At 58.7% G+C, this 14891-nt stretch carries 14 protein-coding genes; 8 read left to right on the top strand and 6 right to left on the bottom strand.

Annotation, left to right across the window (positions count from 1 at the left end; all coding sequences use genetic code 11):
- The first annotated feature begins 128 nt into the window (after positions 1-128).
- Positions 129-992 carry a universal stress protein gene (locus BLU71_RS05905; RefSeq protein ID WP_042609373.1) on the top strand — a complete coding sequence of 288 codons (864 nt, stop codon included), beginning with the start codon at positions 129-131 and terminating at the stop codon, positions 990-992.
- Between the two features lie 103 nt (positions 993-1095).
- On the opposite strand, the gene BLU71_RS05900 is transcribed toward BLU71_RS05905, so the two are convergent.
- Positions 1096-1566: a DUF1289 domain-containing protein gene (locus tag BLU71_RS05900; protein WP_042609372.1), complete on the bottom strand. Its 471-nt coding sequence runs from the start codon at positions 1564-1566 to the stop codon at positions 1096-1098.
- A 467-nt stretch (positions 1567-2033) separates the two neighbouring features.
- Here BLU71_RS05900 and acnB point away from each other — a divergent pair, with 467 nt between their 5' ends.
- Positions 2034-4643, top strand: coding sequence for a bifunctional aconitate hydratase 2/2-methylisocitrate dehydratase (acnB, locus tag BLU71_RS05895; RefSeq protein ID WP_039763151.1), 2610 nt, complete (start codon positions 2034-2036; stop codon positions 4641-4643).
- 134 nt (positions 4644-4777) lie between these two features.
- Here acnB and BLU71_RS05890 read toward each other — a convergent pair whose 3' ends face one another.
- The 3 genes from BLU71_RS05890 to BLU71_RS05885 all read right to left on the bottom strand — a co-directional run bounded on the left by BLU71_RS05890 (position 4778) and on the right by BLU71_RS05885 (position 6726).
- Entirely contained in the window at positions 4778-6058 is a 1281-nt protein-coding gene (locus BLU71_RS05890) for an HAAAP family serine/threonine permease (RefSeq protein WP_083352533.1), read from the bottom strand.
- Between the two features lie 249 nt (positions 6059-6307).
- Entirely contained in the window at positions 6308-6478 is a 171-nt protein-coding gene (locus BLU71_RS27455) for a hypothetical protein (protein ID WP_173867313.1), read from the bottom strand.
- A gap of 113 nt (positions 6479-6591) precedes the next feature.
- Entirely contained in the window at positions 6592-6726 is a 135-nt protein-coding gene (locus tag BLU71_RS05885) for a hypothetical protein (RefSeq protein WP_419198355.1), read from the bottom strand.
- Between the two features lie 226 nt (positions 6727-6952).
- Between BLU71_RS05885 and BLU71_RS05880 the strand changes: the two genes are divergently transcribed.
- The 6 genes from BLU71_RS05880 to BLU71_RS05855 all read left to right on the top strand — a co-directional run bounded on the left by BLU71_RS05880 (position 6953) and on the right by BLU71_RS05855 (position 11797).
- Positions 6953-7336, top strand: coding sequence for a tautomerase family protein (locus BLU71_RS05880; RefSeq protein WP_083352532.1), 384 nt, complete (start codon positions 6953-6955; stop codon positions 7334-7336).
- 330 nt (positions 7337-7666) lie between these two features.
- Complete coding sequence (locus tag BLU71_RS05875; protein WP_083352531.1) at positions 7667-8149, top strand: DUF4822 domain-containing protein; 483 nt, start codon at positions 7667-7669, stop codon at positions 8147-8149.
- Positions 8150-8165: 16 nt separating this feature from the next.
- Positions 8166-8588, top strand: a complete 423-nt coding sequence (locus BLU71_RS05870; RefSeq protein ID WP_064363515.1) for a hypothetical protein — start codon at positions 8166-8168, stop codon at positions 8586-8588.
- A 169-nt stretch (positions 8589-8757) separates the two neighbouring features.
- Positions 8758-9726 carry a 2-hydroxyacid dehydrogenase gene (locus BLU71_RS05865; RefSeq protein WP_083352530.1) on the top strand — a complete coding sequence of 323 codons (969 nt, stop codon included), beginning with the start codon at positions 8758-8760 and terminating at the stop codon, positions 9724-9726.
- Between the two features lie 198 nt (positions 9727-9924).
- A complete protein-coding gene (locus tag BLU71_RS05860; protein WP_083352529.1) occupies positions 9925-10992 on the top strand; it encodes a phosphotransferase family protein in 1068 nt (355 codons plus the stop codon).
- Between the two features lie 37 nt (positions 10993-11029).
- Entirely contained in the window at positions 11030-11797 is a 768-nt protein-coding gene (locus BLU71_RS05855; RefSeq protein ID WP_024013283.1) for an SDR family oxidoreductase, read from the top strand.
- Positions 11798-12894: 1097 nt separating this feature from the next.
- On the opposite strand, the gene BLU71_RS05850 is transcribed toward BLU71_RS05855, so the two are convergent.
- Complete coding sequence (locus BLU71_RS05850; RefSeq protein ID WP_042609364.1) at positions 12895-13152, bottom strand: DUF1652 domain-containing protein; 258 nt, start codon at positions 13150-13152, stop codon at positions 12895-12897.
- A gap of 139 nt (positions 13153-13291) precedes the next feature.
- On the bottom strand, positions 13292-14788 hold the full coding sequence (locus BLU71_RS05845; protein WP_083352528.1) for a helix-turn-helix transcriptional regulator: 1497 nt from the start codon (positions 14786-14788) through the stop codon (positions 13292-13294).
- Positions 14789-14891: the final 103 nt, after the last annotated feature.

Below are 14891 nucleotides of genomic sequence, written 5' to 3'. Positions count from 1 at the left end.
GGCGCCGATTATACCGGCCTGCCCGCAGACCACCAGCGGCGGCTGTTGATATGCATCAAGTCGCAGACGTTCGGACAGCAACTATAGTTGTGCAACGCCGTGCCTTTTCTTTGCTGGAGACTCCGCTCATGCAAGCCATTCGCAGCATTCTGGTGGTCATTGAACCTGAACATGCAGAGAGCCTGGCGCTCAAGCGCGCCAAGCTGATCGCCGGTGTGACCCAGGCCCATCTGCATCTATTGGTGTGCGACAAGAAGCATGACCACGCCGGCCTGCTCAGCGTGCTCAAGGCTGCGTTGCTCGCCGAAGGTTACAGCGTGACCACCGAACAGGCATGGAACGAGAGCCTGCATGAAACCATCATCGATGTGCAGCAGGCCGAGGGTTGCGGCCTGGTGATCAAGCAGCATTTCCCCGACAGCTCGCTGAAAAAAGCCCTGCTGACCCCGGCCGACTGGAAGCTGCTGCGCCACTGCCCTACCCCGGTGCTGCTGGTCAAAACCGCCGGTACGTGGAAGGACAAAGTGATTCTCGCCGCCGTCGATGTCGGCAATGCCGACGGTGAGCACCGGCATTTGCACAGCACCATCATTGATCACGGCTACGACATCGCCAGCCTGGCCAAGGCGCATTTGCATGTGATCACCGCGCACCCGTCGCCGATGCTCTCGGCGGCAGATCCGACGTTTCAGCTCAAATCCACCATAGAAGCCAGATATCGCGAGCAATGCCGGGCGTTTCAGGCGGAGTTCGATGTCGATGATGAGCACCTGCACGTCGAGGAAGGCCCGGCAGATGTGCTGATTCCGTTCATGGCGCACAAGCTGCAGGCAGCGGTAACGGTGATTGGCACGGTGGCGCGCAGTGGCTTGTCAGGTGCGTTGATCGGCAATACCGCTGAAGCAGTGCTGGATACGCTGGAAAGCGATGTGCTGGTGCTCAAGCCGCAGGAGGTTGAGGATCATCTGGTGGAGTTGGCGGTGAAACACTAAACATTTGCAATGCGGCCCCTTGTAGGAGTGAGCCTGCTCGCGATAGCGGTGGATCATTGAAAATGCGTTGACTGACACAACGCCATCGCGAGCAGGCTAACTCCTACAATTGAAAGGCGTCTTTGAGAAAGCCGGGGGCGATATAGCGCTGATAATGCGCTTCCGACAGCAGGAAGAATTCCCGATCGATGGCATCGCGCAGTTCCGGCAGGTTCCAGTCACGAAACTCCGGCAGCAATACCATCCCGTATGCCTCAAGATTAATGATCACTCGCGCGCCCCGGGCAATCAGCTGATAGGCCCAGCAATATTCCGACTGATGCGGGACGAAGCGGATCTTGCGTTGTTCCAGCTGTTCGCGCAGACGAACCGGGTCGAAGATCTCGACCTTGCTCGCCATCACTTGTGACAGCAATTGCTCCAGACGCAGCCAGACCGCACGCTTTTCCTCCTCGTTGTATCCGTTCCAGTGGATCACTTCGTGGTGGAAACGCTTGCAGCCACGGCACACCAGGTCACCGTAAACGGTGGAGCAGAGGCCGACGCAGGGAGTCTTGATGGTCTGATTGGGCATAAATGGGCAGAACACTGAAACGCGGAACAGGCCGGCATGTTAGCCCTTTGTCGGGCATTGATCACCCCTCAAACAGCAGGGTTTCGCCAGCGTCGCAGGTTTGCCCCGGCCACGCTGGTTGCCACGAAAGTCCAATAGAGCGCGACTTACCTTTAAATTTTTTTTGCCGTAGAATCAGCCAGCCTTTTAAGGCGCCAATGTCCGTTAGAAGCTGTTTTCAAAGCGTCACGAGCACAGTCGTTCCTTCAGAGCGGTGTTGGCGAAGGGTTTTTCCAGCGGGGAAAAGCCCGACGCCAACCCTCATCAGCTCCCCGTTCTGCAGGCGTAAAACTTTGAAAGCAGCTTCTGTAAGGAATGCTCGGTAATTCTGGCCAAGCGGCCCACAACGCCGCGCAGCGCATGAGTACGAGCATTTCGCGACGAGCGTCCCGGACACCCATTTGGGACCACTGATGAGGGTAATAACTGTGCTTGAAGCCTACCGCAAACATATCGAAGAGCGTGCAGCCCTGGGTATCGTTCCCCAGCCGCTTAACGCCGAACAAACAGCAGGCCTGATCGAGCTGCTGAAGAACCCTCCGGCTGGCGAAGAAGCTTTCCTCGTTGACCTGATCACCAATCGCGTACCGCCTGGGGTGGACGAAGCCGCCTACGTCAAGGCCGGTTTCCTGTCCGCCCTGGCCAAGGGCGAAGCCACCTCCCCTCTGCTGGACAAGAAACGCGCTGTCGAACTGCTCGGCACCATGCAGGGCGGCTACAACATCGTCACCCTGGTCGAGCTGCTGGATGACGCCGAACTGGCTCCAGTCGCCGCCGAAGAACTCAAGCACACCCTGCTGATGTTCGATGCCTTCCACGACGTCGCGGAAAAAGCCAAGAACGGCAACGTTCACGCCAAGGCCGTGCTGCAATCCTGGGCTGACGGCGAGTGGTTCAAGAAGCGTCCGGTGCTGGCCGACAAGATCAGCCTGCGCGTTTTCAAAGTGACCGGCGAAACCAACACCGACGACCTGTCGCCTGCACCAGACGCGTGGTCGCGTCCTGATATCCCGCTGCACGCCCTGGCCATGCTGAAAATGGCCCGTGACGGCATCGTTCCGGACGAGCAAGGCAAGACCGGCCCGATGAAGCAGATCGAAGAAATGCGCGGCCAGGGCTTCCCGATCGCCTACGTCGGTGACGTGGTCGGTACCGGCTCCTCGCGTAAATCGGCCACCAACTCGGTGCTGTGGTTCTTCGGCGACGACATCCCGTACGTGCCGAACAAGCGCGCTGGCGGTTTCTGCTTCGGCAGCAAGATCGCTCCGATCTTCTACAACACCATGGAAGATGCCGGCGCCCTGCCGATCGAGTTCGACGTGTCGAACATGAACATGGGCGACGTGATCGATCTGTACCCGCACGCTGGCAAGGTCTGCAAGCACGGTACCGACGAAGTCATCACCACTTTCGAAATGAAAACCCCGGTGCTGCTGGACGAAGTCCGTGCCGGCGGTCGTATTCCGTTGATCATCGGCCGTGGCCTGACCGAAAAGGCTCGTGCCGAGCTGGGTCTGCCACCGTTCGACCTGTTCAAGAAGCCTGAAGCGCCGGCTGAAAGCACCAAGGGCTTCACCCTGGCGCAGAAAATGGTCGGCAAGGCTTGCGGTCTGGCAGAAGGCCAGGGCGTTCGTCCTGGCACCTACTGCGAGCCGAAGATGACCACCGTGGGTTCTCAGGACACCACCGGTCCAATGACCCGTGACGAACTGAAAGACCTGGCGTGCCTGGGCTTCTCCGCTGATCTGGTGATGCAGTCGTTCTGCCACACCGCGGCTTATCCAAAGCCGATCGACGTGACCACCCACCACACCCTGCCTGACTTCATCATGACCCGCGGCGGCGTATCCCTGCGTCCGGGCGATGGCATCATCCACTCGTGGCTGAACCGCATGCTGCTGCCGGACACCGTCGGTACCGGTGGTGACTCGCACACCCGCTTCCCGATGGGCATCTCGTTCCCGGCCGGTTCCGGTCTGGTCGCGTTCGCCGCAGCCACCGGCGTCATGCCGCTGGACATGCCGGAATCGATCCTGGTGCGTTTCAAAGGCAAGATGAAACCTGGCATCACCCTGCGTGACCTGGTTCATGCCATTCCGTACTTCGCTATCCAGAACGGTCTGCTGACGGTTGAGAAGAAGGGCAAGAAAAACGCCTTCTCCGGCCGCATCCTGGAAATCGAAGGCCTGGAAGGTCTGACCCTCGAGCAGGCGTTCGAACTGTCCGACGCCTCGGCCGAACGTTCGGCTGCCGGTTGCACCATCAAGCTGTCGAAAGAATCGATCACCGAGTACCTGCAGTCCAACATCACCCTGCTGCGCTGGATGATCGGCGAAGGCTACGGCGATGCGCGTACCCTGGAACGCCGTGCTCAGGCGATGGAGGCCTGGATTGCCAACCCTGAGCTGATGGAAGCCGATGCCGACGCGGAATACGCCGAAGTCATCGAAATCGATCTGGCCGAGATCAACGAGCCTGTGCTCTGCGCGCCGAACGATCCGGACGACGCCCGTCTGCTGTCCAGCGTCGCTGGCGAGAAGATCGACGAAGTGTTCATCGGTTCGTGCATGACCAACATCGGTCACTTCCGCGCTGCCGGCAAACTGCTGGATCAGGTCAAGGGTCAGCTGCCAACCCGTCTGTGGCTGTCGCCGCCGACCAAGATGGACGCTCACCAACTGACCGAAGAAGGCTACTACGGCATCTACGGCAAGGCTGGCGCACGCATGGAAATGCCAGGCTGCTCGCTGTGCATGGGTAACCAGGCACGCGTTGAGCCGAACAGCACCGTGGTGTCGACTTCGACCCGTAACTTCCCGAACCGTCTGGGCGACGGCGCGAACGTCTACCTGGCCTCGGCCGAGCTGGCGTCCGTTGCTTCGATCCTGGGTCGCCTGCCGACCGTCGAGGAGTACATGGAATACGCTGGCAAGATCGACAGCATGGCGGCCGATGTCTACCGCTACCTGTCCTTCGACCAGATCGCCGAGTTCCGTGAAGCTGCTGCGAACGCGAAGATCCCGGTCGTTCAAGCCTAACGCTGCAAGGCAATAAAAAACGCCGCCCATCGTGAGATGAGCGGCGTTTTTTTATGCCTGCCGGGCAAGCATCACGCAAAACCTTGTGGGAGCGAGCCTGCTCGCGATGGCAGGCTCGCAATCGCACAGATCGGTCAGACAGCCAGCTTGTAAACCAGTGCTGTAATCGCTACCAGCCCAACTGCCGTAACAAACACGTTCGATGCCTGATCGCGATAACGCGCCATCGCCGGCACCTTGCGAATCGCGTACATCGGCATCAGGAACAGAATCGCGGCAATCACCGGCCCCCCGATGGTTTCGATCATGCCCAGGATGCTCGGGTTCAGGGTGGCGACGATCCAGCAGACCACCAACATCAACGCCGCAACGATGCGATCCAGCGCCTTGGCGCCCGGACGCTTGCCGCTCTTGACGATCAAACCCTTGAGACCTTCACTGGCACCAATGTAATGGCCGAGGAACGACTTGGAAATCGCCACAAAGGCGATCAAAGGCGCCGCGAAGGCGATGGTCGGATTGCTGAAGTGGTTAGCGAGGTACGAGAGGATCGACAGGTTCTGTTCCTTCGCCTCAGCCAGTTGCTCCGGCGACAGGGTCAGTACGCAACTGAATACGAAGAACAGCACCATCACTACCATCAGTGCATGAGCGCGCGCGAGGATCTGCGAGCTGCGCTCTTCAGCGTGTACGCCATAACGACGCTTCTGATCCACCGCAAACGCGGAGATGATCGGCGAATGGTTGAACGAGAACACCATCACCGGAATTGCCAGCCAAAGGGTATGCAGCAGCGCTGACGGCGCCGGTACTTGCGAGGCAGTGGCGAGGATGCCGCCGTTCCAGTGCGGAATCAGGTACACGGCAAGGAACAGCAGCGCGACGATAAATGGATAGACCATCAGGCTCATGGCCTTGACGATCGCCTGTTCACCGCACCGCACCACCGCCAACAGGCCGAGAATCAGCACGAATGACAACAGCGCGCGCGGTGGCGGCGTGATGTGCAGTTGATGTTCGGTGAAACTGGCGACCGTGTTGGTCAGGCCGACGCTGTAGATCAGCAGGATCGGGAAAATGGCGAAGAAGTACAACAACGTGATCAACGCGCCGGCCTTGATGCCGAAATGCTGCTCGACCACTTCCGTGATATCGGCGCCTTCGCGACCGGACAGCACAAAGCGGGTCAGGCCACGGTGAGCGTAAAACGTCATCGGGAACGCCAATAGCGCGAGGATCACCAGCGGCCAGAAGCCCCCCAGCCCTGCGTTGATCGGCAAAAACAGGGTGCCGGCGCCAATGGCCGTCCCAAACAGTCCCAGCATCCAGGTGGTGTCCTGGCGATTCCAGCTCGAAAGTTCAGCGGGTGCTGCTGCGTCGAAACGCTTTTCGAGGCTATTGGCCTGATCATTCATCCGGTCGGATCTCCGCATTCCGGTCACTTGCCACTCGGTCGGGACGCGTCGGAAAAAACCGACACACATGCTCCGGCCGAAACAGGGGCGCGATTCTCCGTGATAAATCAACGCAAGCAAAGACTTAGCTGAGGAATGGTTGTCCGGAGCAGATGGATGGGTGGTCGTTTTCGGAATGTTTTTTGCCGTTAAAAGCTACGTCGAATGTCGTTTTTCGACGTTTTTCCTGCACCCTGCCCAGCCGAAGGCTCAGATCAATCGAGCGACCAGGAAGCCAAACGACATGCAAAGTATTGCCAGACTCAGTAATCCCAGGATAGGAACGAGGTCACCTCTCTGTTTGATGCGTAATTTTTCCAAATACTCGTCGTGCTCTCGATCGGATCGATCAATCATGGCCTGGCGGTCGAATGTACTCATGGTGAATTTCCTACTCGCGGGTGATGGGTTAGATATGGTGAAGCTCGAACATTCATAACTTGAGTGAAAGGCCTATCAAGGCCGCTGGTGCAGTCAATACCCCGGCTATTACCTCAACCGGGTAGAAACAGGTTTCCCCATTTCATCTTTTTTTCTTCCGCTACAAGCTTTTTCCTCTCAGCCACAAGCTTGCGTATTTCATTCATCAGCTTGTCAAGTTCGAGGTTTTCCCGGTCGTTTTGAAGCATTCGCCTTCCTTGGCTAGTGGCAGCTCTCGCGCAAGCTGCTCTGTGGCGTGATGATTTCGCATCCATAGGGTGCTGGCTAGCAGACGCATCTGCCGTCCCCGTAGGCAAAATCCGCGCGCCGCGTAAGCTCTCTCATACACCGAACCCACGATATTCCAGACCATTCACCTGCCAGGACACTGCTTTTGATCTAGCGTGAGAGAAGCCACCACTCAAGGAGACTCCCATGCCACTGGTTCGCGTCGATATCCAGCAAAACCCCGATCCCACGTTCGCCAGGCGCATCGGTGAACAGGTCTATGCCGCTCTGCGCACCTGTATCGATGTGCCCGAGCACGACAACTTCCAGATTCTCAACGAGCACGACAGCCAGCACTTCGTGTATGACGCGCAATACCTCGGCATCCAGCGCAGCGATGGCGTGGTGTTCATTCAGATCACCATCAGCGAAGGGCGCACCGTGGAGAAGAAACAATTGCTGTTCAAGACCATCGCCGAGGGCCTGCATGCGCAATTGGGCATACGCCTGGAAGATGTCTTCATCAATCTGGTTGAGGTAAAAAAAGAGAACTGGTCATTTGGCAATGGCGTCGCCCAATACGTCACCTGACGTCGTCGGTGTTTCGAGTCGGGACTGACTCCCACAACCTGTCTGATTTTAATTGTTACATGTTCTTCAGATCGAATTAGAAAACCGGGTAGACCGTCCTGGCGACTATCAACTGACACGCGACACCTGTGTTAACACTGTAACTTTGAAGAATTTCAGACCCAAACTTTCAGATTAATCCTACAAATAAAAACGAAATTAAAATAACACCGAACAATACCGGGAATTCAAAACAAGCGAATTTGTTACAAGCAACTTCCCTGGCCTTGAATAACTTCCCGATGCCTGACTATATTTTCTCCGTCACCTTTCAGACAGCGAGAATCGGGCATGCAAAAATACAACAGGATTCATTTACTGTGGGCGGCGCTGCTCTTGCCGATTGCGGGCGCGCAGGCTGACATTCGCGATTTGGCCTCGTCACCGCGGTGGCTGACGACCAAGGTCTACATCAAGGGCGCTCCGCAGAATGACGTGAAGGCCAAATATCCCGGCGTCGTCGGAATATCGACCTGGGACCCGGAAACCAACCGCTACGAGTTTTTCTACACCGATACCGGTGAGTCCAAATACAACAATGGCGGCGGCGGTTACTTCTTCGTCACCGGTGATCAACGACAACATGTGCTGGTGCCGGACATCGGACCGAACAAAACGATCGTCAGGCGTCTGGAGACACTGAATAAAAACGAGTTCACTTATTCCCGTGAAGTACCTCGCGACATGATTGAAAGCAATCCGCCCGTACGCATTCACGTAGTTCACGCGCCCTATACCGGAAGTGTGGTCACCAAGTCTGCCGCACCACAATAAAAGCCTGGAGTTCGACATGAAAAAGACACTGAAGTCCCTGTTGTTATCAGCATCCCTGATGTCCGCCGCGTTGCTCGGATTCAGCAACGCGCACGCCACGGCGGCTCCAACAAAGGCCGCCGTCACGGACAACACCATGATGCTCACCGTGTTCCTCAAGCATGATCAATCCCGTCCGCTCAGCGAACTCAAAGCCCAGCTTGCCCAGCAAGGTTTCTATAAAACCTTCCCGCCCGCCGGGGTCGAAGTGGTGAGCTGGAATATCATGATGGGCATCGGCCAGGTCGTTACAGTGCGTTTTCCCGCGTCTCGACTGGCGGAAGTGAACCTGGCGCTGGAAAACACAGCCTGGGGCAGCTATCGCACCGAGTTCTACCCCACCTATGATTTCAAACCGATCGCGCTGGCCGAACAGAGCAAAGCGCACGCAGCCCAATGACATCGCCCGCCCACCGGTTCACCGGTGGGCGGGCGCCCTTGCTTCTGGCGTGAAGCGGTCCAGAATCAAAGCACCACTGCGCGAATGCAACGATTGCCAAGCCGCTGCGGATTCAGCACTCTGAGTCGACTTTCGCGACCCACCCGCCGCCAATCACAGGAGCCGCGCAATGCCCGCAACCGTTCTGGTACTGGTTGAAACGATCAACGACTATCTGCCGATTCTCGAACATCAGGGATTCCACCTGATCCTTGCACCGACGCCAGCCGAACGTACGCAAGCCATCCTCACCCATGGCAGTCGTATCGACGCCGTGCTCACTCGCGGCCCGCTGGGCCTGACAGGCGACGAAATCAACGCCCTCCCCGCCTTGAAAATCATCACGGTGATCGGTGCGGGGTACGAGCAGGTCGACCTGCAAGCAGCGAGTAATCGAGGCATCACCGTCACCAACGGTGCCGGGGTCAACGCTTCATCGGTGGCGGATCATGCAATGGCACTGCTGCTGGCATTGGTGCGTGATATCCCGCGCTGCGATGCCGCAGTACGCCGGGGTGAATGGCCAAAAATCATGCGGCCCTCCCTGGCGGGCAAACGTCTGGGCATTCTCGGGCTGGGCGCGGTGGGCATGGCGATTGCCAAACGCGCCGAGCTGGGTTTCGACATGCAGATCAGCTACCACAATCGCCAGGTGCGCAGCGATGTGCCCTACGCATTCTGCTCAACGCCGACGGAACTGGCCCGGGCCTCGGACTTCCTGGTCGTTGCCACGCCCGGTGGCATTGGTACTCAACATCTGGTGACGCGAGCAGTGCTTGATGCGCTGGGCCCAAACGGATTCATCGTCAATATCGCGCGAGCCAGTGTGATCAGCACGGCGGAACTGGTTTCCGCACTGGAACAACGTCGCATCGCCGGAGCTGCGCTGGACGTTTTCGATCACGAACCCGAGGTGCCCGACACGCTGAAAAACCTCAGCAATGTGGTGCTGACGCCTCATGTCGCCGGGCTGTCTCCCGAGGCCACTCAGGGCACCGTGGAACTGGTAGGCAAGAACCTCATGGCGTTTTTCTCCGGTCAACCAGTGTTGACCCCCGTCGCCCTGCCGCCCAGATTCAGCAACCAGCGCGTGCACTGAAGTATGCCGCGAGCCTCGGATTCACTGCCGTCAAGCGGATCCGGCCCGTTCTGTCTGCACGCCCGTTGTACCCATTTCCAAAGGTGATCATTCAGCAACACGCGAACCTATAAGACCGACCCGCGCTTGTGACCGACCCCGCGCGCCATTAGATTAGCCAATGATGTCTGGCCTCCAAAATAAGCAGAAGGGATAAGCATGGCGCTTACTGACCAGTCCACCCGGATCCGCGCGGGCGAAGAACTCGATGCCGGCCTGATCGATCCGTATCTCAAGGCGCACATTCCCGGCCTGACCGGCAGCCCCAGGATCAGCCAGTTTCCCGGCGGCGCCTCGAACCTGACCTACCTGCTGGAATACCCGGAACAGGAGTTCGTCCTGCGCCGCCCGCCGTTCGGCCACAAGGCCAAGTCCGCCCATGACATGGGCCGTGAGTTCCGCATCCTCAATCAACTGCGCGAAGGTTTCCCGTACTGCCCGAAGGCCTACGTGCACTGCACCGACGAAGCCGTCATCGGCGCCGAGTTCTATGTGATGGAACGGGTCAAGGGCATCATCCTGCGCGCCGAACTGCCGCCGGAACTGGGCCTCGATTCGGCGAAGACCGAAGCACTGTGCAAAAGCTTCATCGACCGTTTCGTTGAACTGCACCGGGTCGATTACAACGCCTGTGGCCTCGGCGATCTGGGCAAGCCCGAAGGCTACGTCGCGCGGCAGATCAAAGGCTGGAGCGAGCGTTACGAGAAAGCCCTGACCCCGGACGCCCCGCATTGGGAAACAGTGAAAGCCTGGCTCAACGACAAGATGCCGGCCGACCACCCGACGTCGAGCATCGTCCACAACGACTACCGTTTCGACAACGTCATCCTCGACCCGGACAACCCGATGCAGATCATCGGTGTACTCGACTGGGAACTGACCACCCTCGGCGACCCGCTGATGGATCTTGGCAACACCCTTGCCTACTGGATCGAAGCCGGCGACCCGGCACCGGTGCAATTGATGCGTCGCCAGCCGAGCCATGCGCCGGGCATGCTGACGCGCCGCGAATTCGTCGACTACTACGCCGAGCGCTCAGGGATCCGCATCGACAACTTTGACTTCTACTACACCTACGGCCTGTTTCGCCTGGCCGGCATCGTGCAGCAGATCTACTACCGCTTCTACCATGGCCAGACCCAGGACAAACGCTTCGCGCAGTTCATTCACATGAACAAACTGCTGGAGCAGATGAGCCTGCAGGTCATCCAGAAATCCAGCCTCTGATCCGGGCCAATAACAAGACTTTTCACAAGGGAATCCCATGTCCAAGACTCAGTTGTTCGACCTCGACGGCAAAATCGCTTTCGTCTCCGGCGCCAGCCGCGGCATCGGTGAAGCCATCGCCAAACTGCTGGCCCAACAAGGCGCCCACGTGATCGTCTCGAGCCGCAAGCTCGAAGGGTGCCAACACGTCGCCGACGCCATCACCGCCGCCGGCGGCAAGGCAACCGCCGTAGCCTGCCACATCGGTGAAATGGAGCAGATCAGTCAGGTCTTCGCCGGGATCAAGGAACAGTTCGGCCGCCTCGACATCCTGGTCAACAACGCCGCGACCAACCCGCAATTCTGCAACGTGCTCGACACCGATCTCGGTGCGTTCCAGAAGACCGTCGACGTGAATATTCGCGGCTACTTCTTCATGTCGGTGGAAGCGGGCAAGCTGATGCGCGAAAACGGCGGCGGCAGCATCATCAACGTCGCCTCGATCAACGGCATCTCGCCGGGGATTTTCCAGGGCATTTATTCGGTGACCAAAGCCGCGGTCATCAACATGACCAAGGTCTTCGCCAAGGAATGCGCGCAATTCGGCATCCGCTGCAACGCCCTGCTGCCCGGCCTGACCGACACCAAATTTGCCTCCGCACTGGTGAAAAACGACGCAATCCTGAAGCAAGCCCTGACCCAGATCCCACTCAAACGCGTGGCCGATCCGAGCGAAATGGCGGGCGCGGTGTTGTACCTCGCCAGCGACGCGTCGAGCTACACCACCGGTGTGGCGCTGAATGTGGACGGCGGCTTCCTGTCCTGATTTCCCCGGCAAATTGCTAGCCCGTGTGGGAGCGAGCCTGCTCGCGAAAGCGTCGTGTCAGTCAGCTGTGTTTCGACTGATACCCCGCCTTCGCGAGCAGGCTCGCTCCCACAGAGTCACTGCTGCATTCCAGGCCTCGTGCAATCGAGCAATCGCGAGTCTTATTGTGTGATGCAACGGGTAGTCGTGATCTGGCGCGTCACCTGCCCATCCACGTACATGTCCCCAACCACCTCAGTATTCTCCAACACCTCGCAGCGGCGCTCCGGCGGTGGCGGCGGCGCTACCGGCGCAGGGGGTGGTGGACTGGCACAACCCGCCACCAACACGACAAGAAAAGCCAACGGCAATACGCGTTTCCCAGGATTAGTCATCGGACGACCCGCGATAAAGGGAGACAACCTCCCGCCGCCCAAACGGCCGCGGAAGACCTGACCACTCATTCTTTATAGCTGAGCACATTGTTCGCGCCAGTGGATTGGGGCGATTGAATAGTTTGGGCTGTCGGTTTTGCGCGAATTGTCCAGAAGAGGTCTGGACTGAGATCATCGTAATCGGCGAGGGCCTCATCGCGAGCAGGCTCACTCCTACATGGATTGCGTACAACCTAAAGAACAGGTCGGCTGTCAGGCCGCCTTCGCGAGCAGGCTCGCTCCCACAGAAAATCAAAAGCAAAATCAAAAGATCGTCCGATCGCGCCCCGAGCCTTCGGCAGCGCCTACCCACGATGAGCGCAAGCTCGAGTTCCGCTTTTGATCCTGGAGCCCGTCGGCAGGCTGAGTGGAGGGATTGATCCGGGCGTGGGAGCGCAGCGACCGTACGACGCAGTCGGACACAGCGAGTGTAGGTGCAGCGAAGCAAACCGGAGCCGCTGCGCCAGGATCGATCCCGTAGCGAAGGAACCCCGAGCCCCAGCGAGCGGGCCGAACGTCAGGGCGAAGACCTTTTGGTTCCTTTTGGGGCGTTTGCCAAAAGGGACTCGCCGTAAGGGCGAAACCGCCATCCGCGACACCCCAAAAAACGGATATACACCCCCCCCCAAAGCATGGTCGGCCCAAAGGCCGCCAAGCCCCAAAGGCCGCCAAGCCCAAAAATCGCTAAGCCAAATCCGGATCCCGCGACGAGCGCAAAGAATTGCTCTCAAGCTCATACCGCAACTCACCCACCAACGCCTCAACCGCCTCCGGCGTACGCAGCGAAGCCAGATCCAGGCCACTGATCACCAGATCCACCTGCCCCGAATCCGGGTGATACAACTTGACCGTCAGCGAATGATCACCATCCACCGAACACTCACAAGCAAGCGGCGCAAAACTGTGCTCGAGCCGAGCGCGCAACTGCGCAAGATTCATCATGGACATGTTCCTATGGCTGTTTCGAAAGGGGGCGCGATCGCAAGACGCAAATGGTCCGCACCGCACCCCACAAGCCTAAGAACACAACGCCTGCGCCAATACATGAATTTGCACCCTTGTAACTAGTGCATTTGCACCCTCAGCGCTGGCCTTTGGTGCCCCACTCTCCTGAGAACAAGCCGCGCTCCCGCGCCCAGACAATCGCCTCGCTGCGGCTGTGCACATCCAGCTTCGAATACACCGTGGCCACGTGATTGCGCACGGTATTGGGCGCCAGTTTCAGTCGGCCGGCGATCTCCTTGTCTGCCAGCCCTTCGCAGATCAGACCCAGTACATCGCGCTCGCGCGCCGTCAGATCAGTGAACGAGGCGCTGGGCAACTGCGGCGAATTGATCTTCTTTACGTTGGCGAGCTTTTCGATCAACGTCCGACTGAACCACGAAGCATCCTTCATCACCTCTTCAATCGCCGCGACCAGTTCAAGCTCCGTGCGCTTGCGTTCGGTCATGTCCATCAACACCAGCAGATAGCACGAGGTGTCATGGATGTTCACCGTGTCGGCGGACACTGCGCATTCGAGCAGTTCCTCGTCCTTCTTGCGCACCGGCACGTCGACCCGATCCACCCGACCGTGCTTGGCGAGCGCCGACAACAACCGCGTGCGCGCACCGTCATCGTGGATAAAGCTCAACTGCGTCACCGTCTTGCCGAGCACCTCATCGCTGTCATAGGCCAGGGTATCGAGAAACGCCTGATTGACGTCGATGACCTCCTGCTTGTCCGCGGTGCAGATGAGAATCGGCACGGGGGTCAGGCGAAAGGCTTTAGCGAACCGTTCTTCGCTCTGACGCAGCGCCAACTCGACCCGGCGCCGCGGCTCCATGTCGACGAAGGAAAACAGCATGCAATTCTCGTCATTGAGCAGCAGCGGCTGGCCGGCAACGATCACCTGTTTGCTGCCGCCGTCAGGCAGGCGCAGTTCCGCCTGCATCTGCGGAATGGTCGCGACATCGCGCAAGCGCTGGATAGCCAGATCGCGTTTATCGGCCTGCTCGAAGATATCGATTTCGTATGCCGAGGTACCGATCACCTGATCGCGGGTATAGCCGGTCATTTCCAGAAAACCCGGATTGACCTTGATGTAACGCAAATCGCTGAGCCGGCAGATCACCGCCGGCGCGGGGTTGGCGTTGAAGGTTTTTTCGAAGCGCAGCTCGGCGTTGGCCCAGTCGGTGACATCGCTCATGATCAGCACCAGCGACTCGGGCTGACCCACACGGTCGGTCAGCACCATGCTGCGCACACTGTGCACCCAGACACGCTCCGGGTCGTCCACGGGCGAGATCTCGATCAGCACGTCACTGAACGCCTCGCAACGCGCCACGCGGCTGATCGGGTAGTTCTCGGGCGACAACACATGGTTATTGCGATAGCGCAGGACGAAGCGCTTGGCGTACTCGTCAGCGTTGGTGCCCAGGTCACCGATGGTGCTGACGCCATGCATGGTCAGCGCCGCTTCGTTGGCCCAGAGGATGCTTTTGTCGAGTTCCAGCAGAATCACCCCGTCCGACAGCCCGGCAATGATCTGCTGCAACTGGCGACGGTTGGTTTCGGTGGTCAGGACTTCCTGGCTCATTGGATCTCCACACTGTGATGCGGCTAGGTGAAGAGTACGACCGCGACGACTCGGGATCGTGCCACGCCTTGAAAATCGCCGAAAAGCCCTCTGTGGGAGTGCG

The organism is Pseudomonas moraviensis (assembly GCF_900105805.1).
Classification (GTDB): Bacteria; Pseudomonadota; Gammaproteobacteria; order Pseudomonadales; family Pseudomonadaceae; genus Aquipseudomonas; species Aquipseudomonas moraviensis_A.
The sequence above is the reverse complement of the archived record's forward strand: the minus strand, read 5'-3'. Positions and strand labels throughout refer to the sequence as shown.

Excerpts from the sequence above, each read along its gene's own strand:
- BLU71_RS05890 (WP_083352533.1), bottom strand. The coding sequence starts at position 6,058 with ATGAATGATCAGGCCAATAGCCTCGAAAAGCGTTTCGACGCAGCAGCA.
- BLU71_RS05860 (WP_083352529.1), top strand. The coding sequence starts at position 9,925 with ATGGCGCTTACTGACCAGTCCACCCGGATCCGCGCGGGCGAAGAACTC.
- BLU71_RS27455 (WP_173867313.1), bottom strand. The coding sequence starts at position 6,478 with ATGAGTACATTCGACCGCCAGGCCATGATTGATCGATCCGATCGAGAG.
- BLU71_RS05900 (WP_042609372.1), bottom strand. The coding sequence starts at position 1,566 with ATGCCCAATCAGACCATCAAGACTCCCTGCGTCGGCCTCTGCTCCACC.
- BLU71_RS05880 (WP_083352532.1), top strand. The coding sequence starts at position 6,953 with ATGCCACTGGTTCGCGTCGATATCCAGCAAAACCCCGATCCCACGTTC.
- BLU71_RS05855 (WP_024013283.1), top strand. The coding sequence starts at position 11,030 with ATGTCCAAGACTCAGTTGTTCGACCTCGACGGCAAAATCGCTTTCGTC.
- BLU71_RS05845 (WP_083352528.1), bottom strand. The coding sequence starts at position 14,788 with ATGAGCCAGGAAGTCCTGACCACCGAAACCAACCGTCGCCAGTTGCAG.
- BLU71_RS05870 (WP_064363515.1), top strand. The coding sequence starts at position 8,166 with ATGAAAAAGACACTGAAGTCCCTGTTGTTATCAGCATCCCTGATGTCC.
- BLU71_RS05885 (WP_419198355.1), bottom strand. The coding sequence starts at position 6,726 with ATGCTTCAAAACGACCGGGAAAACCTCGAACTTGACAAGCTGATGAAT.
- BLU71_RS05905 (WP_042609373.1), top strand. The coding sequence starts at position 129 with ATGCAAGCCATTCGCAGCATTCTGGTGGTCATTGAACCTGAACATGCA.
- BLU71_RS05865 (WP_083352530.1), top strand. The coding sequence starts at position 8,758 with ATGCCCGCAACCGTTCTGGTACTGGTTGAAACGATCAACGACTATCTG.
- BLU71_RS05850 (WP_042609364.1), bottom strand. The coding sequence starts at position 13,152 with ATGATGAATCTTGCGCAGTTGCGCGCTCGGCTCGAGCACAGTTTTGCG.
- BLU71_RS05875 (WP_083352531.1), top strand. The coding sequence starts at position 7,667 with ATGCAAAAATACAACAGGATTCATTTACTGTGGGCGGCGCTGCTCTTG.